This window comes from Catenulispora sp. EB89 (assembly GCF_041261445.1).
Classification (GTDB): Bacteria; Actinomycetota; Actinomycetes; order Streptomycetales; family Catenulisporaceae; genus Catenulispora.
The window spans coordinates 1-25,471 of record NZ_JBGCCU010000011.1 but is presented as its reverse complement, the minus strand read 5'-3'; the positions used below and the strand labels follow the sequence as shown (position 1 = coordinate 25,471).

Here is a 25,471-nt window from a genome sequence, read left to right as displayed (position 1 = left end):
CGCGGACCCCACAGCAACTCCTCAGGCAGCTGCGAGGCTCACCCGTTGATTACCGGCGTGAACGAGTACTGCCCCGTCTTCTGGTCGTCCGACCAGACGATGAGGTCGTACTTCTGGCCGGCTTGCACCGTCTCCATGTCGATGTCGGAGCAGACTCCGTACGGGACCAGCACGTTCGGGGCCGGCGAGTCCTCGACGAGCCCCGCTGTCAGGTCGCAGCCCGAGGCGTCGGTCAGGAGCAGCTTGCCCGTGCTGGGGGCGGTGAAGGTGTGGATGTCCACGCGGCCCCGCGCCTCCAGGTTGCCGGCCAGCGGCTGGCCGACGGTCATCGGGATCCGCTTCTCCTTCGCGGTCAGCAGGAGGAAGCCGTACTTGCCGGTGTCGCCTTCGTCGCGCTTCACCGTGAGTGTGTACGAGACGCGGGGGTCCACCCGCCACTGGTAGTTGCTCGTGTAGGTGAAGCCCGGCGCGTTGGTGCTCTCGTCGGGGTCCAGCTTGAACGTCAGCGTGAAGTGGCCGCCGTCGCCGTTTCCTCCGGTGAGGTCGGCCAGCCGGAACACGGTCGCCGAGCCCAGGTCTAGATGGTAGACGTCGCTCTGGCCGGCTTTGGTGATCGACGCGGCGGCGCTGTCGCCGTCGTGCAGGGTCCCGCCGGGTGCGACCACGCCGCCGGGCGGGCCCTGGCCGGCCTCGACGTGCCGGTCCACGTCCTCCGCGCTGGTGGCGAAGGCCGGCTGGCCGCCGAGGCCGACGTCCAGGACACACGCCTCCAGCATCGGCGAGTCGGTGACGCCGAGCTCCCGGCACAGCTCGCGCGCCGTGGCGGCCCGGGCCGGGTCGAGGTCGGCGAGCGTGACCGGCTTGTCGGGGAAGGTGCGGTCGGTGAACGTCGCGGTGTCCGTCCCCGGCGGGTAGGGCAGCAGCGAGGTGGCGTCGGTGACCCGCCAGGTGTCCGCGAAGGCGCCGAACAGCAGCTTCGGGTCCGGCGGGTCAGTCAGCACCTGCCCGGTAGAGGTCACCAGGTCGTTGTCCGGGTCGCCGTCGTCGTTCCCGAGCAGACCGCGGGTCTTGCCCTGCAGGGCGGTGGACGGGATCAGGAGCAGGCTGAGCCCCCAGCTGCTCATCGTGCCGATGCGGGCCAGGGTGCCGTCCGGCCAGCCGACCTCGAACTGGCCGTCGTCGGCGACCCGCAGGCTGCCGCCGCCGGGCAGGCGCAGCCGGTCCGTGGACGGCACGATGTCCGCGCCGTTCAGCACGACCCGGACGCCGTCGTCCATCGCGAAGGTCAGCCGGTCCGGGCCGATCCGCAGCCCGAAGGCGCTGTCGACGGACGCCAGACGGGAGTCCTCCAGCGGCGCTTGGCGCTCCTGGACCTCGATCCCCTCGGTGTCGTCCTTGGCGAGCACGAACTCGCCGACGGTCTGGAAGTCGTAGTGGCGTCCGTCGAACGTGGTGAGATGCGGGTCGCCGGTACTGCACGACGCGTGGTCGTAGTCGGGGCCGGGCTCCGCGGCCCGGCGCCGTACCGCCCGCGGCTGGGACTGGGACTGGAGCTGGGACTGAGACTGGGGCTGGGACTGAGACTGGGGCTGCGCATGCGGACGCTCAAAGAGCGGCATGCTGCAACCACCGGTGCTCCGCACCGGCGGCGGCGGGGGCGGCTTCAGATCATCGCACTGCTTCGCGATCGCGGCGTGGTCCGGATCAGTACCCGGAGGCAGCTTCACATCCCCGTGAGTCGAGCGCGGCAGCAGCCCCGGCTGCTGCTGCCGGTACAGATTCTCTCCGCGGACGGCCCTGATCTCCTCCCTTTTCACCGGGAGCGCGTCGGTGCACAACGTGTTGTCGTTCGTGGCGGTCGACATGTCGTCGATGTGGATGAGCTCGTGATACAGCGTCGCGCACCTGTCCTCAGGCACCCCGTCCCCGTAGACGAGCGGAGCACTCGGATTCCAGTGGACCTCCAGGACGTCTTCGTCATGACTCCAGACCGCCCGGCTGACGGCGTCGTACTCCCGGTAGAGCCGAATGTGAATGCGATGAAGGATGTCGGGCATGATCTGCAACGGGTCGTCACTCGCAAACTTGGCCAGACACCCGTTGAGGTCGTACGTCATATCGGTGTCGGCGGCGTCCATGGTGACGATGTCGGCACTGGCGATCGTCGGCGCGCCCAGGCCGAGCAGGGCCACGCACACCGCGACGGCCGTCGCCCGGACCGGCACGACCCGGCGCCGGGGCACGCGGGCGACGCTCGTCGAGGCGGCCGCCAGAGTGAGGAGCGCACCGCCGCCGAACATCCAAGGCAGCGCCGGAAGCAGCGGCGTCAGCAGGCCCTTCGCGCAGTGCTTCGCCACCGTGATCGTGACGGTCGCCGTGCCGCTGCCGCCGGGGCACTCCCCCGGACCGCCGGGCATCGCGTAGGTCAGCGACAGCGTGTAGCGGCCCGGCCGGTCCAGCAGCCAGCGCCCGCTCACCGTCGTCCCGTCCGGCGCCAGCGCCAGCTCGGACAGGCCGGCGGCGCCGGGTTCGGGCGTAGCGGACAGGCCGAAGGAGACGCTGCCGCCGGGTGCCGTCTGCCTCGCGACCGCGGCCACCGTGGTGCGGATGTCGTCGACGGGCTCGACGAGGGCGAGGCCGGGGTACTGGCGCGCCCCGTCGCGGGCCACCGACAGGCCGACAGTGCCCTGCGACGACGGCGCCAGCGCGCACGGCCTGCCGGTCTGGTTCGTCACGGTCAGGTGGACGGTGAACGCCTCGCCGACCTTGACGGTCTGGGGAGCCGTGACCGACAGCCCGAGCCACGCCGCCCGGGTCGCCGCCGCCGCTCGCTGCTGCCCGCCGGCGGACAGGCCGAGCAGGAACACTCCGACGGCTGCCGCACACAGCAGCTGGCCCGCGAAAGCCAGGGCGGCGGCCAGGCGCGGGATCCGGATCCGGGTCCGGCGGCCGCTCACCTCGTCTCACCGCGACGGAGCCGCCGGGACGCCACGCGCAGCAGCAGGCCGCTGATCAGCAGGCCGGCCGCCGCCGCCAGGAGGGTGCCGGGCGACTCGCCGCCGGTGTTCGGGAGCGTGCCGCGCGCCGCTGCCCGGGATACGGTGCCGGGCGGCGGGGTCGCCGTCCCGCAGCCGGTGTCGGAGACCGGCGCCGCGGCCGTGGCGACCGCGCGGTACGGCGAGGCTCCGCTCTCGCTGGTCGGGCCGGTCACCGCCCCTGCGGTCGGCTCCAGGAAGAGGTACGCGGCGGCCACGAGGGCTGCGACGCGAAGCGGGCGCCGGCCGGAGGCGGTTCGCGAGGACTGGACGGAAATGTCTGGTTGCACTTTGATATTCGAGCGCAACCCTGTGCCGACACCTTGGCGACACGCGGGTGGACGGGTTCGATGTTCGCCCCCGGCGGCCCGCCGGGTCAGTGCGACTCGCGGATGACCTCCGAGCCGCTGGAGCCGACGAGGAAGTCCAGGTCGGCGCCGGTGTCGGCCTGTTGGACGTGGTCGATGTAAAGGCGCTGCCAGCCGCGGCCCGGATCGGCGAAGGCTGCGACGGCCGAGGGGTGCGGGCCGCGGGCCAGGAGTTCGTCGGTGGGCATCTCCACATCGATGCGCCGCGCCTCGACGTCCAGGGTGATGATGTCGCCGGTGCGGACGTACGCCAGGGGGCCGTCGGCAGCGGCCTCGGGGGCGACGTGCAGCACGACGGTGCCGTACGCGGTGCCGCTCATCCGGCCGTCGCAGACGCGCACCATGTCGCGGACGCCGGCTTCCAGCAGCTTCTTCGGCAGCGGCATGTTGGACACCTCGGGCATGCCCGGGTAGCCCTTCGGTCCGCAGCCGCGCAGGACGAGCACCGAGTCGGCGTCGACGTCCAGGGCCGGGTCGTCGATGCGCGCGTGGAAGTCCTCGATGCTGTCGAACACGAGCGCGCGGCCGCTGTGGCGCAGCAGGTGCGCAGAAGCAGCCGCGGGCTTGATCAGGGCACCGTCGGGCGCGAGGTTCCCCTTGAGCACCGCGATGCCGCCCCGCACCACCAGCGGCTCGGCGCGGGTCCGGATGACCTCGGCGTCCCAGGTCGCGGCCTGGTCGAGATAGTCGGCCAGCGGTCGGCCGGTGACGGTCAGCGCCTCGGAGTCCAGCAGTTCCCTGACCTCGCGCAGCACCGCGAGCAGGCCGCCGGCGCGGTGCAGGTCCTCCATCAGGAAGCGGCCGGCCGGCTGGAGGTCCACCAACACCGGAACGCGCGAGCCGATGCGGTCGAAGTCGTCCAGGGTCAGGTCGACGCCGAGGCGGCCGGCGACGGCCAACAGGTGGACGACCGCGTTGGTCGACCCGCCGATGGCGGCGAGCGCCACGATCGCGTTGTGGAACGAGGCCTTCGTCAGGAACGTGCTCGGCCGCCGTGCGGTGGCGACCATCTCGACGGCCAGCCGTCCGGTGCCGTGGGCGGCCTGGAGTAGGCGGCTGTCCGGTGCGGGGGTACCAGCGACCCCTGGTATCACCATGCCCAGAGCCTCTGCCACCAGTGCCATCGTGGAAGCGGTCCCCATGGTGTTGCAGTGCCCACGGCTGCGGATCATGGACGATTCCGAGCGGTTGAACTGCTCCTGGGACAACGTGCCGGCCCGCACCTCCTCCGAGAGCCGCCACACGTCGGTGCCGCAGCCCAACGCGGCGCCGCGGAAGGTCCCGGTCAGCATCGGGCCGCCGGGCACGACCACCGCGGGCAGGTCCACCGAGGCGGCGGCCATCAGCAGGGACGGGATCGTCTTGTCGCAGCCGCCGAGCAGGACCACGCCGTCGATCGGGTTGGCGCGCAGCATCTCCTCGGTGGCCATCGCGGCCATGTTCCGCCACAGCATCGCGGTCGGCCGGACGTTGGTCTCCCCCAGCGAGACCACAGGCATCTCCAACGGAATGCCGCCGGCCTCGTACACTCCATCGCGCACCGACTTCGCCACCTCACCGAGGTGCGCGTTGCACGGGGTCAGGTCGGAGGCGGTGTTCGCGATGGCGATCTGCGGCCGGCCCTCGAAGGCGTCGTCCGGGACGCCGCGCCGCATCCAGGCCCGGTGGATGTAGGCGTTGCGGTCCTGTCCCGCGTACCACTGCGCGCTGCGAAGGCTGTCCATCGGCCCGTCCTGCCAGTCGGTGCGATGATCGCATTTCTGGAACGCCTTGGAGCGTACAGCGTGTGGCCCCCGGCTCCGCCGAACGGCGGTGAACAAACCGCCTTTCGGCGGGGCTGACCAAAGCCCTTCGCCCGATGCCCCCGGCCGCGAAGGGCGACCAAGCTGGCATCATGACCGCGACAGCTCTCCGCCCCGCCGAACCGACGCATCCGGCCGGACGCTCCGAGGCAGGACGAGCAGGACGACTGGCACGACTGGCACGACTGGGACGAACGGCTGCGGACCTGACGGTGTGGTACCTGCGGCTGATGGCGCTGCTCAACCTGGTCGCGGTGCTGTCGGTGCCCTTCCGGCACCAGATCCAGTCCCACAACGACGGCGCGTACTTCACCCCGTACCTGTTGACGGCCGGGTTGAGCTCCGCGTTGCTGTCGCTCCTGCTCGCCGTCGCGATGCGCCGGCGCAAGCGGGCCGCATGGATCGCCAATCTCGTCCTCGCCGGACTGACGTGGCTGTCGATGCTGCTGGCCCTCCTGATCTCCGACCCCGACTACGACGTCCGCCGCCACCCGGCGAACTGGGTGTCCGCCGGCTTCACCGGGCTCTTCGTGGTGGCACTGCTGGCCAGTCGGCGCGAGTTCACCTCCAAGGGCGACCCGTCGAACCCGAGGACCGCGGGGTTGGTCGCGCTCGGCGGCCTGGTGGCCGTCGGCGGGATCGGCGCGCTGCTCGTCCAGGCGACGAACACCACACCGGGTACGGGCTTCCTCGACTGCGTCGGCTACGCCTTCGTCGGCATCGTCACCTTCGCACCCGCCGACCAGCTGCTGGACGTCGCCGTCCCGATCTGGGTGGACGCCGCGATCAACGTGCTGGGTGTGGCGCTGTTCCTGCTGGTGCTGTACGTGGCCTTCCGCAGCCAGCGCGGCAAGGAACTCCTCACGGCAGAGGACGAGACAAAACTGCGGGGCCTGCTGGACCAGCAAGGCACGCGGGATTCGCTGGGGTACTTCGCGTTGCGCCGGGACAAGACAGTGATCTTCTCGCCCAGCGGCAAAGCCGCGGTGGCCTACCGCGTGGTCGGCGGCGTCTCCCTCGCCTCGGGCGATCCCATCGGCGACCCGGAGGCCTGGCCGGGCGCGATCGACGCCTGGCTGTCCGAGGCCCGTGCGCACGCCTGGATACCAGCCGTGATGGGCGCGTCCGAGGAAGCCGGGACGGTGTACGCCCGGCACGGGCTGGACGCGCTGGAGCTGGGAGACGAGGCCATCGTCGAACTGGACCGGTTCACTCTCGAAGGCCGTGCGATGCGGGTGGTGCGGCAGGCGTACAACCGGGTCGCGCGCGCCGGCTACACAGTGCGGATCCGACGTCACGAGGACATCTCCCCGGCCGAAATGGCACAGCTGGTGGCCAAGGCCGACGAATGGCGCGACGGCGCGACCGAGCGCGGCTTCTCGATGGCGCTGGGCCGCCTCGGCGACCCGGCCGACGGCCGCTGCGTGATGGTGGAGTGCCGCGACCGGGAAGGTGAGCTCAAAGCACTGCTGAGCTTCGTCCCGTGGGGTCCGGACGGGCTCTCCCTGGACCTGATGCGCCGGAGCCGGGACACCGAGAACGGCCTGACCGAGTTCATGGTGATCGAGCTGCTGCAGCACACTGACGAGCCGGCGCTGCGACGAGTCTCGCTGAACTTCGCGATGTTCCGATCGGTGTTCGAACGCGGCTCGCGACTCGGCGCCGGCCCCGTACTGCGGCTTTGGCGCGCCGTTCTCGGGTTCTTCTCACGCTGGTGGCAGATCGAAACGCTCTACCGCGCGAACGCTAAATACCGTCCCTACTGGGAACCGCGCTATCTACTCTTCGAGAAGAGCAGCGAGATCCCACGCATCGGCATCGCCAGTGCCCGCGCCGAGGGCTTCATCAGCGCACCGAGCCTTCCAGCGTGGTTCCGACGCCGGAGGACGGGTGCGGGTGCGGGTGCACAGGCTGCTCTGCAGCACCGCGAGCAGCCAGGGCGTTGATGCGCGGAGCGTCGTGCTGTGGCACAGTGACGTCGTTCTATGAACACGAGCGTTCTCAATATGCGGAGACGGTCCGTCACTCGGGGGTGGCTGTAGTGGACGAGCTGGTCGAGGGAGATCCGATTCGGGTCGGGCCCTATGAGCTTCTGGGCATTCTCGGATCCGGCGGTATGGGCCGGGTCTACCTCGGCAGCGATGCGGACGGCGGGCTGGTCGCGGTCAAGGTGATCCACTCCGATCTGGCCCGCGAGCCGGAGTTCCGCCGCCGTTTCGGGCGGGAGATCGAGGCGCTGCGCGCGGTGTCGGGTCCCGGGACGGCCGGTATCGCCGCGATCCTGGACGCCGATGCCGACGCGGCGCGGCCGTGGCTGGCGACGGAACACGTCGCCGGGCCGTCGCTGCACCACGTGGTGGCCGAGTCCGGTGTCCTGGACACGGCGGCGGTGCGCACACTCGGCGCCGCGCTGGCGCGGACGCTGGCGGCCATCCACGCGGCGCAGCTCGTCCACCGGGACATCAAACCGACGAACCTGCTGCTGCCCGAGGAGGGACCGAAGCTCATCGACTTCGGGATCGCGCGGGACCTGCAGGCCAGCACCATCACCAGGACCGGGCTCGCGGTGGGCACACCGCAGTTCATGGCTCCCGAGCAGCTGGATTCGGGCCACAAGACCGGCACGGCCGCCGACGTGTTCGCCCTCGCCGGGCTGCTGGTGTTCGCGGTCTCCGGCAGGGGGCCCTTCGGGGACGGGACTCCCGCACAGCTGCTCTACGCGGTCGTCCACTCCGATCCCGACCTCGGCAGGGTGCCGGCCGAACTGCGGCCGCTGCTGTCGAAGTGCCTGAACAAGGATCCGGACAAACGCCCCACCGCGGCGCGCGTCGCGGAGGAACTGGAACGGCCGCCGGGGGCTCTCGACCCGAATGCCACCGTGCCGGTCGACGACCCCCGGGGTGGCCCGGGCGGCCGACGTCGGGCGCAGCGCGCGGCGCTGGTGGGAGCCGCGACGTTCGTGGCGGTGGCGATCACGGCTGTGGTGATGGTGGACGGCCAGGCGGCCGGCTCGAACAGCGGCAGCGGCCACTCCGCAAAGGGCGCAGCCTTTCCGACGGCGGTCGGAGGGACCGGAGGGACTTCGACCTCTGACACGTCGGCCACGTCCGGTGCGGAAACGTCCCCGACCGCCGCCTCCACCGCGCCGGGCTCGAAGGCGTCTGCGCCCTCGTCGGTCCCCAGCTCGATATCAGGACCCGGATCGCCATCGGGAAGTGCGGTGGGCGGCACCAGTGGCGGCCCGGGCGGCGGACCGACCGGGGGCACCAGCGACGGCGGCCCCGGCCCCACGACGGCCGGGCAGCCTTCCGGAACGCAGCGCAGCAACCCGGTCACACCGACGTCGCGAGTGGCGAGCCCACCGCATACGCCGCCGTCGACATCCCACGCGCCTTCGCCCCCGCCGTCCGCGGGCGGCGCACCGGGCTCCGTGACCGGTGTCGCGGCACCGCCGGCCTCCCCGTTCATCACGATGACGGTCTCATGGTCCGCCGATCCCGGGGCGACCAGCTACGTCGTGAAGTACACCGAGTCGCTTCGTCCAGGTTCGCAACCTGTCACGGCGACGGGTACCAGCGTCACGCTCAACGTCATCCCGCAGGAGACCGTCTGCATCCAGGTGCAGGCAGTGAACTCCGCCGGCGCGTCCGCCTGGTCCCCGTCCAGCCCGGTCTGCGTTCTGAACTGGACCCAGTGAGCGATCACGGCTCCGGGCACGCCTAGCGCTCGACGGTGCGCGCGAGAATGCCCAGGGTCGCGCGCAAGGCCGCCTCGGGGATCACGGGGAAGATGTCCGCCTCGCGCCACTTCTCGTGGATCTCGCTCCAGTCGTAGTACGAGGTCACGAGGGTGCCGAGGTCGGAGGGCTCCAGCAGGTAGCCGTAGAGGTGGCGGATCGGCGGCTGGAGCCGGCCGATCACCGTCCACTCGAGCTGGGTGTCCTGCTCGAACCGGGTGATGGTCACGGTCACGTCGTACTTGCCGTACGGGTAGTCGTTGAGCGCCTCGCGGTCCATGTGCACGACGAACTCGTCCCCCACCGCGCCGACCGGGTCGCCGTCAGCGGACTGCAGCATGCCCGAGCTGTCGATGGCCACATGGCCCCGAGGGTCGCAGAGCAATGCGAAGACCTCGCTCGGCGGCGCGGCGACCTGGCGCCGGACCTCGAAACGTTCTTTGTTCGCCATCCGGGCATTCTATGGCCGACGCGGGAAAATGCAACTTCTTATTGTAACGGCCGACCTTGAGGACCCCTCCTCTGCGAATCCGCGGTTTCACCGATAGGGTCCTCACCAGGTCAAGCCATGATTACAAGGGGTAATATCAATGTCCTCTCGCCCGCATATATCCGCGGTATTCGGTGCCGCGTGTATCGCGCTGCTGATCGCCGGGTGCTCGAGTTCGGGCACCGTCGGCGGGGACGCGTCGTCGAACAGCGCCGTGGGCGGTCTCACCGGCGGGAACTCGGCTGGGAGCGACGGGAGCGACGCCGGCTGTTCCGAGGCGATGCAGGCGATTCAGAACGCTGAGAAGGCTCAGAGCTCTACCGACCTGCAGGCGGTCCTGAAAGTCGCCAACACCTCGATCAGCCAGCTGCGAGACGCCGCGCAAACCACCCGGAAGCCGGGCGGCAAGGATGCGATGAACAAGGTCGCCGACGACATCCAGACTGTCGTGAGCCAGGCGGAGAGCGGCCAGCAGCCGTCGCCCCGGCAGGCGCTCGCCGACGCGCAGGTCGTGGCGGGCATCTGCGGGTCGTGACGCGGCCCGGTTCGGCTCCCGAGGCTGCCGGAAAACCGCAGGTCGGCAGGCCTGTCTCGCAGTAGACTGAGGCGGTGGACCATGAGCAGATCATCACCCGCGCCGCCGCGCTCAACTCGTGTACCGGTACCGGCACCGGCAAGCAGGAGAGCGAGAGCGACGCCGAGGAGCGCTGGCGCCTGATCGGCGAGCTGCATCGAAGCACCGGCCGCGACGCGTTCGAAGCGGTCCTGGCGGCGGCGGCCTCGGACGAGCCCGCACGCCGCCTGGTCGCGCTGGACGCGCTCGGGCAGATCGGCTACGCGACGGGCCGCCCCTACGCGGAGGAAACGTTGCCCGTGCTCATCGGCGCGGCCGGCGACGATGACGCCCGAGTCGTCGCGTCCGCGGTCACCGCCCTCGGGCACGTCGGCGACGCTCGGGCCCTGCCCGCGGTGCTCCGCCAGGTCGGGCACGCGAGCGACGAGGTCCGCTTCGCCGCGGCGGTCGCGCTGCCGTCGCTGACCGGTGCCGACGAGCCGGGCGCCGTGGTCGCCGAAGGCACCGGCGCCGCGGTCACCGAAGCCCTGATCGCCCTGACCCGCGACCCGGATCCCGAGGTACGCGACTGGGCCACGTTCGGCCTCGGCACCCAACTCGACGCCGACGGCCCCGAGATCCGCGAAGCCCTCGCCGCCCGCCTCGACGACGACTACGACCAGGCCGCCGAAGAGGCCGTGGCGGGCCTGGCCCGGCGCGGCGATCCGCGGGCGGCCGCCGCACTGCTCGACCAGCTGCGGCAGCTGGCGGACGACGATTCCATCCTCCCCGGAACCCTGCTGTTCGAGCTCGCCGCCGCGTCGCCCACGACGGACGCACTGCCGTTGCTGCGCCGCTTGTGGCAGCGCCGGAACGACTTCGAGCCGGCCGCCAGGCAGCGGCTCGCCGAGGCGATCGAAGCGCATACAGCCGGCTCGCCTGACCTTGACCGCGAGTCCTGACGCCGCCCTCACTCCGCCATATGCCGCCGCCGCAGCTCCCCGCACAGCCCCACCAGAGCCCGCGCCCGCGCGAACTCGGTCGGCGTGAAGTCCAGCGCCTCCCGCGTCACCAGCAGGGCGCCGCCACCCGGGTCGGCGAGCGTGATCAGCGTTCCGACGCACGACGCCTCCTGCACCTCGCGCGGGTCCCACGTCACCGCGCACTGCCCGAACAGATCGTGCAGCGCCACCGGGAGGCCCGCGTCGCCGGAGGCCAGCCGCGCCGCCAACGTCAGCACGCGCGCCGGAGCATCCGTGAGGTCGTCGCGCGCGGCACGGTCGATCAGCGAGACCTCCGCGCCCCCAGCCGCGACGGCCCCGGCGAGCGTCGCAGCGTCGACAGTCGGCGGCACGTCGACCAGGAACTCGTCCAGCACGCCCTCGCCCAGGGGGTGTACCTGGAGCCCCACGATGTTCGCGCCGACCCCGGCCAGCCGATCGCAGACCGCCGCCAGGCTTCCCGGCCGGTCGCGGACCGCGGCCCGGATGCGCCACAGGTTCAGGTCGTCGTGCCATTCAGCGAGCGCCTCGTCCACGGCGTCGGCGCCGCGTACCGAGACGAACGGGGTGTGCGCGCGTAATCGCCCCGGGCCGTGCGCACGCCACCACCACTGCAACACCAGCGCCGCCAACAACGCCGCGCCGAGGGCGATCAGCAGCAGCCAGCCGTAGTGCCGGCGGCCCAGCACCTCGGTGAACAGCCCCGCGGTGCCGACGGCGAGGAAGAGCACTGCGAGCTCGATGATCTCCCGCCGCCAGCTCCACTCCGGACGGCGACGGGTACGGCCGGGTTCGCGACGAGAAGTCCTCATACCCCGACTGTGCCCGGGCCCTGTTGCAAGATCAGGTCCGGCTCGTCACAGGCGCGTGAAGCGCGTGCACAGGCCCGGGAAACAAGCCATACGCCGAGCGTCAGGCGGCCGTCGAGCGCCCGAGAAAAGTCAGCTCGCCGGGGTCGGGGACGGAGATCTCGTGGAACCCGATGCGGTCGTAGAAGGCGCGCGCGCCGGTGTTCGCAGAGGACATCACCAGGTGGACCCGCTCTACGCCGGCCTTCTCAAGCGCCGCGAACAGCATGGCAAGCAGGGTCCTGCCATACCCGTGCCCCTGATACCCGGGCAGCAGATCAATGTGCAGATGCGCCGGGTAGTCGGCGAGCGCCGGATTCACCATCAGCTCCGGGTGGTGCAGGACGTGGGTCATCACCGCGTCGGGCGTGCCCGGCTCCCCGCCCGGCAGCGGATGCTGCGCGGCGACCGTGGGCAGCCACTTGTCCCGGAACTCCTGCGCGAACCGCGCGGTGTCGCTGGTGCCGAGCACATACCCGACCGCTTGTCCGCCGTCGTCGAGCACGAAGGCGAGATCCGGCTCCAACGTGGCATAGGGCCCGGCGAAGATGTCCGGCAGCAGCGTCTGGTCCCGATAGACCCCACGCGCGTCGCCGCCGGCGGCACCGGTCCGCATGCAGATGTCGTAGAGCGCGTCGCGGTCTTCGGGCCGGTAGGGACGGATGGCGGGTGTGATCACGTCCTCACGGTAGCGCGGCGCCCTGACAGCCTAAGAACAAGCCCCCCGCGTAGCCTGCTCCGCGACCAACCCCGAAACCCGCACCTTGCACAGATGCGACTCGTCCAGCACCTTGTGCCGATGCGACCAGGGCTGCCGCATGTCCGGCGTATAAAGATGCGGCGCCACGCCGTAGCGCTTCGCGTGATACAGCGCTATGTCCGCGCACCGCAGCACGTCGGAGAACGCGTCCCCGGACTCCGGCACCGCGATCCCCGCCGACGCGCTGGGCACCAGGGTCACCGACCGTGTCTCGTCCAGCTTCAGATACTGCGGCACGCTCAGCGCCCCCACGATCGTGCGCACGTCCCGCACCACGGCCGCCGGCTCCGTGCCCGGCAGCAGCAGCACGAACTCGTCCCCGCCGAGCCGGAAAGCGCGCGCGCCGACGTCCCGGCACGCCGCCGCCAGCCGCTCCCCGACCGTCACCAGGTGCGCGTCGCCGACCTGGTGGCCCCAGGTGTCGTTCACCGTCTTGAAGTCGTCCAGGTCCAGCAGCGCCGCCGCGGGCGGCCGTCCGGCCTGCGCGGCGTGCTGGAAGTGCTGTCGCGCCGCGGTCCGGTTGGGCAGCCCGGTGAGCGCGTCGTGGTGCGCGAGCCAGCGGGCGTGGGCGGCCTCGCCGGCCGCGCGTCTGAGCCGGCGGCGCATGGCGGCCAGGCCCGCGAGGAAGCCGGACGCTCCCGCGGACGGGGCCGTCAGCAACGCGACAAGTGCGGAGTCCACCGGGGATCCCAGCGCCTTCAGTCCGTGCGGCGGTGCGGCGCCACGGTCCGGCCGTCGGGCAGCAGCTCACCGGTGTCGTCGAACTGGACCACGCCGTTGCACAGCAGCCCCCACCCCTGTTCGGGGTGGCTGGCGACCAAGTGAGCGGCCTCACGGTCCGGAGCTTCGAAAGTCGGGCACGGCGGGGTGTGGTCGCACGTGCGTTGGGTAGGAAGGACAGTGCTGCCAGTACTTCGACTCGCTGCGTCGGCGTCCTTCGTGGCGATCATGTTGGCCTCCTGCGTGGCCGGCCTTTCCGCACCGGGTGTGTGGGGCGATTGCGGGTGGGAAGCGCTAGACGCCTCCACCCATGAGGTTCGCCGTCCCCCTGGTAGAGATCAATAAGTATCCAATTTTGCAGGGGTACGTAATTTATTCAACCCCTGTGCCGTCCCCGTTCCCTAAGAACCTCGCGGACGTCTCCCCTGGTGGTCCCCAGTTTCCGCAGCATCCGGGCGACGTGCTGCTCCACGGTGCGCGGGGACAGGAACAGCGCCTCGGCGATGTCGTGGTTGGTCGCGCCGCGCGCCACGAGCTCGGCGACCTGGCGTTCGCGGGGGCTCAGCTCGTCGCCGTAGCCGCGGCGGCCGCGCCCCGGCGGCCGGGCCAGGCCCAGGTCGTGGAGGGTGTGACGGCAGCGCGCGGCGTCGTAGGCGGCGCCGAGGTGCTCGTATTCGGCCAGCGCCTCGTTCAGCCGGGCGGTGGCCGCCTCGCCGTCGCGGGCCGCGCTCAGGACGGCCCCGAGCTGTTCGGACGTGCGGGCGACCTCATAGGGACGCCCGATGTCGGACCACAGGCAGCGCGCGGTCTCGAAGTCCTGGATCGCGCTCGCGGGATCGGTCGCGCCCAACAGCAGTCCGCGCGCTACATGGAACTCGGCCGTCGCAGCCGGCGCGTCCCGTCCCCGCAGCCCCGCTTCGACGTCGGCGACGAGCTGTTCGGCGGCCTCCCGGCGGCCGCAGGCCAGGGCCGCCTCGACGGCGACCGGGACCAGACCGGTCCCCCGGGCCCAGGCCTCGGCCCAGCGCAGCGTCATCACCGCCGGTTCGGCGACCGCCCAGGCGTCGTGCCCGGCGGCGGCGACGGCCGCGCCGGTGGAGCGGGTCGCCCCGCTGGCGACGACGGCCGAGAGCCGGACGGCGATCAGCCCGGCGGCGGCCCGCAGCGCTCCGGTGACCTGCGACTCGACGTCCCCGTACGCGGCTGCGGAGGTGAACAGCTCGGCGGCGCGGTTGCGCAGCCCGCGCGCGGCGGCGACCTGCCCGACCACGAGCGCTTCGTCCATCCTGGCCATGGCGATGTCGGGGTACTCGGCACACAGCGCGGTGAAGCGGTTGTCGATGTCGGCCCAGTCCCCGGCCAGAGCGTCGAGCCGGAGCAGCGCGATCCGGCTGTAGGACTCCATGTAGGGATAGCTGACGCGCCGCGCGAGGTCGCGGCTCTCGTTCAGCATCCGGGCCGCGCGCCGGTCGTGGCCGAGTTCGATCGCGATCTCGCCGGTGTTGTAGAGCGCGCGGACGGTCTGGCGCATCTCCTCGTCATTGTCGCTGGATCGCGGCAGCTGCTCGGTGAGTTCCCAGACGCTCGGATCGCCCTGCCGAGCCAGCAGCGTCAGGCGCGTGGCCTGGACCGCGGCGTGCACGGCCGGACCGGGGCTGAGCGCGGCCTGCGCCTCGGCGCGCTCGACCCATGCCCACGCCTGCTCGGCGCCGCCGTCACGCTCGTTCATGGCCAGCGCGATCATCGCGCGGGCCGCGCGGTCCGGCCGTTCGGCCAGCTCCTCGGCGGCGCGCGCCACCTCCTGGAACCCGGCCCGGTCGCCGGCGTGGCTGACCATGAGCAGCCCCAGCGACAGCCGGACCTCGCCGCGCGCCGTCGTCGGCAGCCGGGGGTCGGCCAGGATCCGGCGCAGCGCGCGGGCGTCGGTGACGTAGTCGACGCCGTTGACCGCGATCCCGGCGAGCGCCAGGGCGGCGTGCGAGCGGCGGTCGCCGGAGATGCCGGGCTGCTCCAGGATCCGGTGCAGCAGCGCGGCGGCGGTGCCGGAGTCGCCGAGCGAGACCGCCTGGTCCGCCGCCGCTTCGGCGCGGTCCAGCCAGGAGTTCGGGTCGCCGAGCTGCATGCTGTGGTGCGCGATCTGGACCAGCGGCGGCGGGGTCTGGGTCTCCAGGACGGCGATGGCGCGGCGGTGCAGGCGGCTGCGCAGCGGGCCGGGCATCTGCTCGTAGGCGACGCGCTGGGCCAGCATGTGCCGGAAGTAGTAGCGGTCGGTGTCGGTCTCCTGCAGGACCGCGACCCGCAGCGCCTCGGTCAGGCCGCGGGCGGCCTGGTCCGGTTCCAGGTCCGCGACCTGGGCCAGCAGCTGCTCGGGCGCCGGGACGTCCAGGACGGCGGCGGCTTCGACGACGGTCCGGGCCGGGGCGGACAGGGCGCTGAGGCGTTCGGTGAACGCCTCGCGCAGCCCGCGGGGCACCTCGGCGTGCGCGAGGTCGTCGATCAGGTCGCCGCCGGGGCCGGGGTCCGTGCCGGGGCCGCGCTCGGACAGCGTGATCAGGTCCTCCTCGGCGGCCAGCGGCAGGCCCTCGCTGCGCTGGTACAGGGCGCTGCCCAGCTCGGGGGTGGCGTGCTTGCCGAGCGCGTCGTGGGCCAGGGCCAGCACGTCGGAGCCGGACAGCGGGTTGAGGTGGATCGCGGCGCCGCTGACCCCCGGCTGGCGCCGGTAGGAGGGGCCCAGGACCGACACGCCCGGCGGCAGGTCCTCGTCGCGGTAGGTGAGGACCAGGCTGAGCTGTTCGGGCATGTCGCGGGTGAGCAGCAGGAGCAGTTCGCGGGTAGCCTCGTCGATCCAGTGCGCGTCCTCGATGACCAGGACCGTCGAGCCCAGGCCGGCCAGGAACGAGCGCAGGCCGTTGACCAGCTGGTAGCGCTTGGCGTGGGCGTCGGCGGCCGGTGCGGGCGGGGCCGGGAGCCGGTCGGCCAGATCGGGCAGCAGCGGCGCCAGCGCGCCGACGCTCGGCGGGATGTCGGCGGCCGACGGGAGCCGGTCGCCGGCCTTGCGCAGCGCGTCGATGACCGGTCCGTAGGGGTACGGTTCGCGCAGCGGGTGGCACAGCCCGGTCAGGACCCGGCCGCCGGCCGCGGCGACAGCTCCGGCGGCCTCGTGCACCAGGCGGGACTTGCCGATGCCGGCCTCGCCCTCGACCAGGACCACGGCCGGCGGGTGCCGGACGGCGGCCAGCAGCAGGCCGATCTCGCGTTCGCGCCCGACGAAGGCGAAGCCCGCGCCCGACCACGCCACGGTCTCGGTGTGGTCCGGGGCGTGCCGGGAGGAAACCGCCACGTGATCACCCGTCCAGATTCCCTCCAAAGTAGATCACGCGGTGGTCTTTGGCTACGCGGGTTGCGCAGGGGCTCCGCAGAGGCTCGCCAGGGGTTCTCCAGAGGCTTCCTCAAGCCTCCGCAGTGCGCGTCTTGAGGTCCGCCTCGGTGATTTCCCGCAGCACGCGGCACGGCGTCCCGACCGCGACCGTCATCGCCGGAATGTCCCGGCTGACGACGCTGCCGGCCCCGATCACCGATCCATAGCCGATGCGCACCCCCGGCAGCACCACGGCGTTGCTCCCGATCCAGACCTTGTCCTCAATGACGATCGACTCCGAGAACCGGCCGAAGTCCGCGCGACGCGCCGGGTGCACCGGATGGCCGGTGGTGGTCAGGGTCACGCTCGGCGCGATCATGACGCCGTCGCCGATCCGGATGTCGACGTCGTCGACGAACGTCAGGTTCACGTTGCCGAAGAAGTCGTCGCCGATGTGCACGTTGCTGCCGAACCCGGCGGCGAACGGCGGCAGCAGGACGGTGCGCGCACCGACCGAGCCGAAGATCGCCTCCAGCAGGGCCCGCCGTTTGTCCGGTTCGCTCGGTGGAGTGTGGTTGTACTCGAATATCTCATCGGTGCGGCGCCGCGAGGCCTGGAAGGCGGCTTCTGTCTCGGTATAGACGAGTCCCTTCGCGATGCGCGCCAGGACTAGTTCCTCATCATGCTGCGACACGGCAGAACACTCCGTTCTTTGCTCTGTATGTGGATCTACGGGCCTGCGGCAGAGGATTGACTCCTATTGGCAAGGCTCGCATATTCCCGGTGGGGGCTGTCGCTCCCGTTCATCCACCACCGGGAGGCAATATGTACGATCGTGTTCCCCCGTCCGTCGCGAGATTCCTGCGGCGCTCCGGCGTCCGCGTCGCGGCGCTCGGCGCGGCGTTCGCTCTCGTCCTGGCGTTCGGCGCGCCGGCGAGCGCCGCGACCGGCAGCGCGGCGGTGGCTCGCGGGGCCCGGCCGACCCTCGCCCCGATCGTCCCGTTCGGGTGCGCCAAGGTCGTCAAGGGCCAGGCGCAGTGCCTGGGACGGGGACGGCTCGCGCCGAACACCACCGGCAGCCCGACCAGCTCCGGGCTCAAACCTTCGGACCTGATATCGGCGTACAAGCTCAGCGGCACGAGCGGGGCCGGGCGCACGGTGGCGATCGTCGACGCCTTCGACGACCCCAACGCCGCCTCGGACCTGGCCGCCTACCGCAGCGCGTACGGCCTTCCGGCCTGCACCGCCGCGAGCGGCTGCTTCCAGAAGGTGAACGGTAACGGGGCGGCCTCGCCGCTGCCGACGGCGGACTACGGCTGGGCCGAGGAGGAGAGTCTGGACCTGGACATGGTCTCGGCGATCTGCCCGGGCTGCCGGATCCTGCTGGTGGAGGCGGCCGGCGCGGACACCACGTCGCTGACCACCGCCGAGGACACCGCCGCGGCGAACCCGGCCGTGGTGTCGATCTCCAACAGCTGGGGCGCGGCCGAGGACAGCTCGACGCTGGCCGCCGACTCGCACTTCAACCACCCCGGCAAGGCGATCACCGCCAGCTCCGGCGACGGCGGCTACGGCGTGCTGTGGCCGGCGGCCTCGCCGTACGTCACCGCGGTCGGCGGCACCAGCCTGAGCACCGCCTCGAACGCCCGCGGCTGGACCGAGACCGCGTGGTCCGGCGCCGGCAGCGGCTGCTCGACGCAGGAGCCGAAGCCGGCGTGGCAGACGGACACCGGGTGCGCGCACCGGACGGTCGCGGACGTGTCCGCGGTCGCCGACCCGAACACGGGCGTGGCCGTCTACGACACCGCGAACAGCTGCGGCGGCGGGGCGTTCTGCGACCTGCTGCTGTCCCTGGGCCTGGCCACCGGCGCCGACGGCTGGGTGCAGGTCGGCGGGACCAGCGCGTCCTCGCCGATCATCGCCTCGGTCTACGCGCTGGCCGGGAACACCGCCACGGTCCAGTACGGCCACCAGCCGTACACGAACCCCGGCGCGCTGTTCGACGTGACCAGCGGGTCGAACGGGACCTGCACGCCGACGTACCTGTGCACCGCCGGAGCTGGCTACGACGGGCCGACGGGGCTGGGGACGCCGAACGGGACCGGGGCGTTCTAGCCCGATCTACTGGAAGTGCGAGGGGCGGTGCCGAACTCGGCACCGCCCCTCGCGTGCTGCGATTCTCAGCTCTTGGTCAGGGCGTCGGTGATGCCGCCGTCCCAGGAGACAGTCAGGGTTTTGTGATCCGCGGACAGCGTCGCGCTCCCAGTCTGCCGGTCGGTGTTGCCGTCCTGGCAGGTCAGCAGCAGGAGCTGGCCGTCGAAGGAGCCGGGACAGTCGTGCGGCGCCTTCAGCTCGGCCTGGTCGCGGGTCACCGTCAGCGTGACCGCGGTACCGCTCGTGGTCCCCTTCCAGGTGCCGTTGTAGACGCCGCAGTCGCCGTTCGCCGGCGTCGGTGTGCAGGGTTGCGATGCACCGGTACTGGTGCTGGTGCTGGCGCCGGTGCTGGTTCCGGCACCGGCCTGCGGACCCGGCGCGCCGCCGACCGTGCCGCTGCTCGAACAGGCGCTCAGCAGGAGTCCGGCCGCCGCCGCGGCGGTGGCCAGTGCTGTGACTCGTCCGCGTTCGCGCATCGGCGCCCCTCCTGCCGTCGGCGTGCGGGATGCGCGCCGGGTTCACGCGACACACCTTCGCCGACAGCGGAGGCGCATGTCATCGTCCTGGCAGTCGAGCTTCAGGTCCTACCAGCGTTGTAGGTCCGACGACAGTTCGTACCAGCAGATGACGCAGCGGACTCAGCAGCGTCAGAACCCCCTCGCCAGCCGGTAGTACGCCTGGTTCCACCGCTGCTCCCGCTCGAACTGCCGCACCCGCGTCTCCTCGTCGATGACCAGCAGCTCGACCCCGACGATCTCGGCCAGGTCGCGCAGCACCTCGGTGCTCAGCGCCGAGGAGTACACCGTGTGATGCGGCGCGCCGGCGATGAGCCAGGCTTCTGCGGAGGTGCGCAGGTCCGGTCGGGGCGCCCAGACGGCGCGCGCCACCGGCAGGTTCGGCAGCGGCTCGGGCGGGGCGATGGTGTCGATCTCGTTGGCGACCAGGCGGAAGCGGTCGCCGAGGTCGGACAGGCCGGCCACGAACGCCGGGCCGGGGGCCGCGTCGAAGACCAGGCGGACCGGGTCTTCGCGGCCGCCGATGGACAGCGGGTGCAGCTCCAGTTTCGGACGGCCGGCCGCGATGCTGGGACAGACCTCGAGCATGTGCGCGCCGAGCACCAGGCCGCGGTCGCCCTCCAGGTGGTAGGTGTAGTCCTCCATGAAGGACGTGCCGCCGGGCAGTCCGACCGCGGCGGCCTTCAGCGCCCGCAGCAGCACCGCGGTCTTCCAGTCGCCCTCGCCGCCGAAGCCGTAGCCGTCGGCCATCAGGCGCTGCACCGCCAGGCCCGGGAGCTGGCGCAGGGCGCCGAGGTCCTCGAAGTTCGTGGTGAAGGCGCCGAAGCCGCCGTCGGCGAGGAACCGGCGCAGTCCCGCCTCGATGCGCGCGCCGTAGCGCAGCGATTCGTGCCGATCGCCGCCGGGCAGCAGCTCCGGGGCGATGTCGTACAGGTCCGGGTACTCGGCGACGAGCTCGTCGACCGCCTCCTGCGGGGCATGCTCGACCGCCTCGGCCAGCGCGTTGACGCCGTGGCCGTTCACCGACACGCCGAACGTCAGCTCGGCCTCGACCTTGTCGCCCTCGGTGACCGCGACGTCCCGCATGTTGTCGCCGAAGCGTGCCAGGCGCAGCGTGCGCAGGGCGGCGGCGGCCAGGGCGGCGCGCGACCAGTCGCCGACGCGGGAGGTGACCGTGGGATCGGAGACGTGCCCGAACACGGTCTTGCGCGGCACGCCGAGCCGGCTCTGCACATACCCGAACTCGCGGTCGCCGTGCGCGGCCTGGTTCAGGTTCATGAAGTCCATGTCGATGCCGGCCCACGGCAGCGCGCGGTTGGCCTGGGTGTGCAGGTGCAGCAGCGGCTTGCGCAGCGCGTCCAGGCCGGCGATCCACATCTTGGCCGGGGAGAACGTGTGCATCCAGGCGATCACGCCGACGCAGTCGTCGTCCGCGTCGGCCTCCAGCATCACCCGCCGGATCGCGGCGCTGTCGGTGAGCACCGGGCGCCAGGAGATCGGCACGGGTATCGCGCCGTCGGCGTCCAGGGCCGCGGCGACCTCGCGCGACTGCTCGGCGACCTGCCGCAGCGTGTCCTCGCCGTACATGCCCTGCGAACCGGTGAGGAACCAGATTTCGGCGGTCATCGCTGTGCGTCTCCCTGTGAGGCGGACCGGTCCGAGGACTGGCCGTAAACGTTCTGATAGCGGTCGTACAGCGAGGCGATGTCCTGCTCCCCGATGGGCAGCGGCCGGCCGTGCGCGCGGGCCAGATGGACCGTGCGGGCCACGTCCTCGGTCATCACGGCCGCCTTGACCGCGGCCTTGGCGCTCTCGCCGACGGTGAACACACCGTGGTTGCGCATGAGCACGGCCGGGGAGTTGCTGCCGGACAGGGTCTCGACGATGCCGCGGCCGATCGAGTCGTCGCCGATCAGCGCGAACGGTCCGACCGGGATCTCCCCGCCGAACTCGTCGGCCATCGCGGTCAGCACGCACGGCACCGGCTCGCCGCGCGCCGCCCAGGCCGAGGCGTAGGTGGAGTGGGTGTGCACGACGCCGCCGACCTCGGGCAGGTGCCGGTAGACGTAGGCGTGCGCGGCGGTGTCGGAGGACGGCGCGAGGTCCCCTTCCACCACGTCGCCGTCGAGGTCGCAGACGATCATGTTCGCCGGGGTCAGGTCGTCGTAGGCGACGCCGGAGGGCTTGATGACCATCAGGTCCGCCCCCGGCACGCGCGCCGAGACGTTGCCCGCGGTCCACACCACGAGCTGGTAGCGAACCAGCTCGGCGTGCAGGTCGCAGACCTCTCGGCGGATCCGGGCTATGTCGGTGCTCACTGTGCTCGGCCTTTCTCAGAGGCAGGGTCGGAGGCGAGGGCGGCGTTGCGGATCTTGCGCAGGCGGTGGAGCGCTCCCCCGCTGCCACCGCTGTGCTGATGGTCGTCAAAGCCGAACGCGTCATGGAGCGCGCGGTACTCGGCGAACAGCACGTCGTAGGCGTCGGCGCGCGCCGGGTCCGGGACGTAGGCGGCGGCCTCGCACGCGCCCATCGCCTCGGCGGCGGCCGGGACGTCCGGGTACGCCCCGGCGGCGACGGCGGCGTGGATCGCCGAGCCGAGCGCCGGGGCCTGCTCGGACACCGCGACCGAGACCGGCCGGCGCAGGATGTCGGCGTAGAGCTGCATCAGGAAGCTGTTCCGCTTCAGGCCGCCCGCGACCACGAACTCGGCGACCCCGACGCCGCCGGCTTCGAAGGCCTCGACGATGACGCGGGTGCCGAAGGCGGTGGCCTCCAGCAGCGCGCGGTAGACCTCCTCGGGGCGGGTGGCCAGCGTCAGCCCGATGACCACACCGGACAGGTCGTGGTCGACCAGGATCGAGCGGTTGCCGCCCATCCAGTCCAGGGCGACCAGGCCGTGGCCGCCGACCGGCTGGTGCTCGGCGGCCGCGGTCAGCGCGTCGTGGTCCTGGCCGGTCAGGCGGGTCCACCAGGCGAAGATGTCGCCGACCGCGCTCTGCCCGGCCTCGTAGCCGTAGTAGCCGGCGCTGATGCCGCCGTCCACGACCCCGCAGATGCCCGGGACGTCGGCCAGGATCGGGCTGTTGAGGACGTGGCAGGTGGAGGTGCCCATGATCGCCAGCAGCTTGCCGGGTTCGACGGCGCGCGCCGCCGGGGCGGTGACGTGCGCGTCGACGTTCCCGGCGGCGACCGCGATACCGGCAGGCAGGCCGGTCCACTTCGCGGCGCGCTCGCTGAGCCCGCCGACGCGGGAGCCGAGGGCGGCCAGGCCGCCGGGGTGCTCCAGGCGGGTGGTCGCGAAGTCGGCGAAGCGCGGGTCGAGGGCGGCCAGGAAGTCAGTGGACGGATAGGAGCCGTCCTGGAAGATCCCCTTGTATCCGGCGGTGCAGGCGTTGCGGGACTCGGTGCCGGTCAGTTCCCAGACGATCCAGTCGGCGGCCTCGATCCAGCGTTCGCAGTGGTCGTAGACGTCCGGCGCTTCCTGGAGGACCTGGAGCGCCTTGGCGAACTCCCACTCCGAGGACTGCTTGCCGCCGTAGCGCGGTGCCCAGGCCTCGCCGCGCTCGGCGGCCAGGGCGTTGATCGCGTCGGCCTGGCCCTGCGCGGCGTGGTGCTTCCACAGCTTCGGCCAGGCGTGCGGCACCCCGGCCAGGCCCTCGACCTCGCACAGCGGCGTGCCGTCGGCCAGCGCGGGCAGCACGGTGCAGGCGGTGAAATCGGTGGCCAGGCCGATCACCGCGGCGGGGTCGACGCCGCCGGCGGCCAGGGCCGCGGGGACCGCGCCGCGCAGCACCTCGCGCCAGTCCTCAGGGTTCTGCAACGCCCAGTCCGGCGGGAGCGGGCCGGTGCCGTCCGGGAGCCGGTGGTCGATGACGCCGTGCCGGTACTCGACGACCGCGCTGCCGACTTCCCGGCCGTCGGCGACGCGGACCACGACGGCGCGCCCGGACAGCGTGCCGAAGTCGACGCCCACGACGTACTGCTCGATGTTAGCGGTAACACTGCTCATGGTCGGACGCGATCCCTCCGCGGTTCCTCATGCGTTGGCTGGTGAAACTGGTCAGGTACGCCGCGCGGTACTGCGGCGCACCACGAGCTCGGTGGGTATGACCGCCGCGGTCGGCGTGGCCGGCTGGGCGCCGCCGATCTGGTCCAGCAGCAGCGCCATGCTGCGGCGGCCGAGCGCGGCGAAGTCCTGGCGCACGGTGGTCAGCGGCGGGGTGAAGAAGGCGGCCTCGGGGATGTCGTCGTAGCCGATGACGCTCACGTCCTCCGGCACCCGCCGCCCGGCCTCGTGCAGCGCCAGCAGCACACCGAGCGCCAGCTGGTCGTTGGCGGCGAACACCGCGGTCACCGCGGGGTCGGCGGCCAGCAGCTTGCCGCGCTCGTAGCCGGAGGCCGCGCTCCAGTCCCCGGGCAGCGGCTCCGGCACCGGCGCCCCGGCCGCGGTCAGCGCGTCACGCCAGGCACGCTCGCGCTCGCGCGCCTCGCTCCAGTCCGCGGGGCCGGTGAGGTGGTGCACCGTGGCGTGGCCGAGGTCCAGCAGGTGCCGCACTGCCGCGAGCGGACCGTCGTACTGGTCCACGGTCGCCGAGGCCACGGTCTGCGCCGCGGACAGCGCGACCACCGGCAGCATGCCGGGCAGGTGCCGCACCACCTGGTCGGCCGGGACGTGCCCGGGGATGAGGATGATGCCGTCCACGCCCTGCCCGCGCAGCCGGTCGGCGGCCTCAGCCACCGAGCGCCGGCTGGGCGAGGCCAGGCCCATGACGGAGACGAAGTAGTCGGCGTCCCGGGCACTGCTCTCGATAGCGCTGACCATGGAGGCGGGACCGAACAGCGTGGTGTCGAAGCTGACCACCCCGATGGTCCGCGAGGACCCGGTGGCCAGCGCGCGCGCGATGGCGTTGGGCCGGAAGTCCAGCTGCGCGGCCGCGGCCAGCACCTTGGCCCGGGTCTCGGCACTGACCCGCGGGTGGTCCTTGAACACCCGCGACACCGTCTGGTGCGAGACCCCGGCCAGCTCGGCCACATCCCGCAACCCCGGCCGGCCGCCGCCGCGCACCGCCTCGACAGGCCGCACCCGCTCACTGGTCACTCGACCGCTCTCCTCGTCCTCGCGCCCACCGGCCCCGTCGCCCGCCATCCGCGCAGCTTATCGAGCCGCCGCGGCCCACCGCTCGGCCCGCGCGCCACGGACCGCCACGGACAGCCACGGCGGCCGGGATCAGATCCTTGACCAGCATGACGCGCTCGCCGGGCGCGCTCGGCAGCGACATGCCGTCGGCGGCCGACAGCGCGCTTGCTGAGGTTCACGTCGCTCCTTCGGGCAGGTCTGAGGCGGATGTCAGGGGCGCCAGTGGGTGGGATTTCGTCCAGGAGGAGTCGCCGCTGTCGACGACGGCTTCGTGGGACGAGAGTGTTACCGGTAACTCAAGGGCTGTCAAGGGCCCGGCGGGATGCGCGAGGTCAGGCCGGGGCGCAGGTTAAGGGCTGGTGTTGTCGGTGGCACGGCTCGGTGTGCGGGTGGTGGGCGGCGACCGAGACCGGCAGCCGCCACCGTCGCTTGGTGCGCGAGTCGGGCGGGGCAGCATTTTGTGGCGCTGCTGACCTATGTGTGGGTGCTGGTGGCGGGTGCGGTTTGTTTGTGGATTGACAGTCAAAGGCCTTTTTTGACGGCTTCGCAGGGCTTTAAGAAGGATCCGCTGGGTGGCGCAGTTCGGTGGTGTGCCGGTGGTTGCGCTGGCGGCTGGCGGTGGTGCTGGGCACGACCGCGCGCGGGTCCGAGTCACTGCGCACACGTTTGGTCTGGCGGCTGGCGGCCGCGTGTGGTGGGCGCCAACAGTCAAAAGCAGGCGCCTCCGGCGGGGGCACTCGAGACTCTGAGGGATCCCCAACCCCCCGCCTCGGCGGCGGTTTGTGTGTTGGTCGCCGAGTCCCGGATCCCTCGTCGCTGTCGTCGCCCTAAAGGGAACCATCCCGGCCTGGCGGTGTCCAGCCGCATCGCACGCTGCTGTGGTCGGGTCTCGTCCGGCCGGACACCGCCAGTCCGGGCTGGTTGTGCAAGCACCGCCGACAGCGACGAGGGATCCGGGACAACCCCGCCTGTGGTGTGGACGGGGTCCACTCGG

At 72.0% G+C, this 25,471-nt stretch carries 19 protein-coding genes and 1 pseudogene; 5 read left to right on the top strand and 15 right to left on the bottom strand.

What is annotated here, in order from left to right; translation table 11 throughout:
- Nucleotides 1-38: 38 nt before the first annotated feature.
- The 3 genes from ABH920_RS23545 to ABH920_RS23535 all read right to left on the bottom strand — a co-directional run bounded on the left by ABH920_RS23545 (nt 39) and on the right by ABH920_RS23535 (nt 5,127).
- Entirely contained in the window at nt 39-2,957 is a 2,919-nt protein-coding gene (locus ABH920_RS23545; RefSeq protein WP_370351259.1) for a VWD domain-containing protein, read from the bottom strand.
- Nucleotides 2,954-3,325: an LPXTG cell wall anchor domain-containing protein gene (locus ABH920_RS23540; protein WP_370351258.1), complete on the bottom strand. Its 372-nt coding sequence runs from the start codon at nt 3,323-3,325 to the stop codon at nt 2,954-2,956. The genes ABH920_RS23545 and ABH920_RS23540 overlap by 4 nt, the downstream gene beginning before the upstream one ends.
- Nucleotides 3,326-3,411: 86 nt before the next feature.
- Nucleotides 3,412-5,127, bottom strand: a complete 1,716-nt coding sequence (locus ABH920_RS23535; protein WP_370351257.1) for an IlvD/Edd family dehydratase — start codon at nt 5,125-5,127, stop codon at nt 3,412-3,414.
- Nucleotides 5,128-5,297: 170 nt separating this feature from the next.
- Here ABH920_RS23535 and ABH920_RS23530 point away from each other — a divergent pair, with 170 nt between their 5' ends.
- Entirely contained in the window at nt 5,298-7,151 is a 1,854-nt protein-coding gene (locus ABH920_RS23530) for a phosphatidylglycerol lysyltransferase domain-containing protein (RefSeq protein ID WP_370351256.1), read from the top strand.
- A 95-nt stretch (nt 7,152-7,246) separates the two neighbouring features.
- On the top strand, nt 7,247-8,902 hold the full coding sequence (locus ABH920_RS23525; protein ID WP_370351255.1) for a protein kinase: 1,656 nt from the start codon (nt 7,247-7,249) through the stop codon (nt 8,900-8,902).
- A gap of 22 nt (nt 8,903-8,924) precedes the next feature.
- Here ABH920_RS23525 and ABH920_RS23520 read toward each other — a convergent pair whose 3' ends face one another.
- Nucleotides 8,925-9,392 (bottom strand): SRPBCC family protein, encoded by a 468-nt coding sequence (locus tag ABH920_RS23520; RefSeq protein WP_370351254.1) that lies wholly within the window; start codon nt 9,390-9,392, stop codon nt 8,925-8,927.
- Between the two features lie 139 nt (nt 9,393-9,531).
- Here ABH920_RS23520 and ABH920_RS23515 point away from each other — a divergent pair, with 139 nt between their 5' ends.
- Nucleotides 9,532-9,966: a hypothetical protein gene (locus ABH920_RS23515; protein WP_370351253.1), complete on the top strand. Its 435-nt coding sequence runs from the start codon at nt 9,532-9,534 to the stop codon at nt 9,964-9,966.
- 74 nt (nt 9,967-10,040) lie between these two features.
- Nucleotides 10,041-10,946, top strand: coding sequence for a HEAT repeat domain-containing protein (locus ABH920_RS23510; protein WP_370351252.1), 906 nt, complete (start codon nt 10,041-10,043; stop codon nt 10,944-10,946).
- Between the two features lie 8 nt (nt 10,947-10,954).
- Here ABH920_RS23510 and ABH920_RS23505 read toward each other — a convergent pair whose 3' ends face one another.
- From ABH920_RS23505 to ABH920_RS23480, 6 genes and pseudogenes are all read right to left on the bottom strand, one after another.
- On the bottom strand, nt 10,955-11,797 hold the full coding sequence (locus ABH920_RS23505) for a hypothetical protein (RefSeq protein WP_370351251.1): 843 nt from the start codon (nt 11,795-11,797) through the stop codon (nt 10,955-10,957).
- A 100-nt stretch (nt 11,798-11,897) separates the two neighbouring features.
- Nucleotides 11,898-12,512 (bottom strand): GNAT family N-acetyltransferase, encoded by a 615-nt coding sequence (locus ABH920_RS23500; protein ID WP_370351250.1) that lies wholly within the window; start codon nt 12,510-12,512, stop codon nt 11,898-11,900.
- Nucleotides 12,513-12,542: 30 nt separating this feature from the next.
- Nucleotides 12,543-13,274: a GGDEF domain-containing protein gene (locus tag ABH920_RS23495; RefSeq protein ID WP_370351249.1), complete on the bottom strand. Its 732-nt coding sequence runs from the start codon at nt 13,272-13,274 to the stop codon at nt 12,543-12,545.
- Between the two features lie 17 nt (nt 13,275-13,291).
- Nucleotides 13,292-13,471: pseudogene (locus ABH920_RS23490) on the bottom strand (DUF5999 family protein); the annotation flags it as partial.
- 218 nt (nt 13,472-13,689) lie between these two features.
- On the bottom strand, nt 13,690-16,653 hold the full coding sequence (locus ABH920_RS23485) for an AAA family ATPase (RefSeq protein ID WP_370351248.1): 2,964 nt from the start codon (nt 16,651-16,653) through the stop codon (nt 13,690-13,692).
- A gap of 109 nt (nt 16,654-16,762) precedes the next feature.
- Nucleotides 16,763-17,365 (bottom strand): sugar O-acetyltransferase, encoded by a 603-nt coding sequence (locus ABH920_RS23480; protein ID WP_370351247.1) that lies wholly within the window; start codon nt 17,363-17,365, stop codon nt 16,763-16,765.
- 131 nt (nt 17,366-17,496) lie between these two features.
- Here ABH920_RS23480 and ABH920_RS23475 point away from each other — a divergent pair, with 131 nt between their 5' ends.
- Nucleotides 17,497-18,786 (top strand): peptidase S8, encoded by a 1,290-nt coding sequence (locus ABH920_RS23475; protein ID WP_370351246.1) that lies wholly within the window; start codon nt 17,497-17,499, stop codon nt 18,784-18,786.
- 65 nt (nt 18,787-18,851) lie between these two features.
- Here the strand turns inward: ABH920_RS23475 and ABH920_RS23470 are convergent, their stop codons facing one another.
- The 5 genes from ABH920_RS23470 to ABH920_RS23450 form a co-directional block, all read right to left on the bottom strand.
- Nucleotides 18,852-19,301 (bottom strand): hypothetical protein, encoded by a 450-nt coding sequence (locus ABH920_RS23470; RefSeq protein WP_370351245.1) that lies wholly within the window; start codon nt 19,299-19,301, stop codon nt 18,852-18,854.
- A 171-nt stretch (nt 19,302-19,472) separates the two neighbouring features.
- On the bottom strand, nt 19,473-20,966 hold the full coding sequence (gene araA / locus ABH920_RS23465; RefSeq protein WP_370351244.1) for an L-arabinose isomerase: 1,494 nt from the start codon (nt 20,964-20,966) through the stop codon (nt 19,473-19,475).
- Nucleotides 20,963-21,658 (bottom strand): L-ribulose-5-phosphate 4-epimerase, encoded by a 696-nt coding sequence (locus ABH920_RS23460; protein WP_370351243.1) that lies wholly within the window; start codon nt 21,656-21,658, stop codon nt 20,963-20,965. The genes araA and ABH920_RS23460 overlap by 4 nt, the downstream gene beginning before the upstream one ends.
- Nucleotides 21,655-23,349 (bottom strand): ribulokinase, encoded by a 1,695-nt coding sequence (locus ABH920_RS23455; protein WP_370351242.1) that lies wholly within the window; start codon nt 23,347-23,349, stop codon nt 21,655-21,657. Before ABH920_RS23455 ends, ABH920_RS23460 begins: the two co-directional genes overlap by 4 nt.
- A 51-nt stretch (nt 23,350-23,400) precedes the next feature.
- Nucleotides 23,401-24,486, bottom strand: a complete 1,086-nt coding sequence (locus ABH920_RS23450; RefSeq protein WP_370351241.1) for a LacI family DNA-binding transcriptional regulator — start codon at nt 24,484-24,486, stop codon at nt 23,401-23,403.
- Nucleotides 24,487-25,471: the final 985 nt, after the last annotated feature.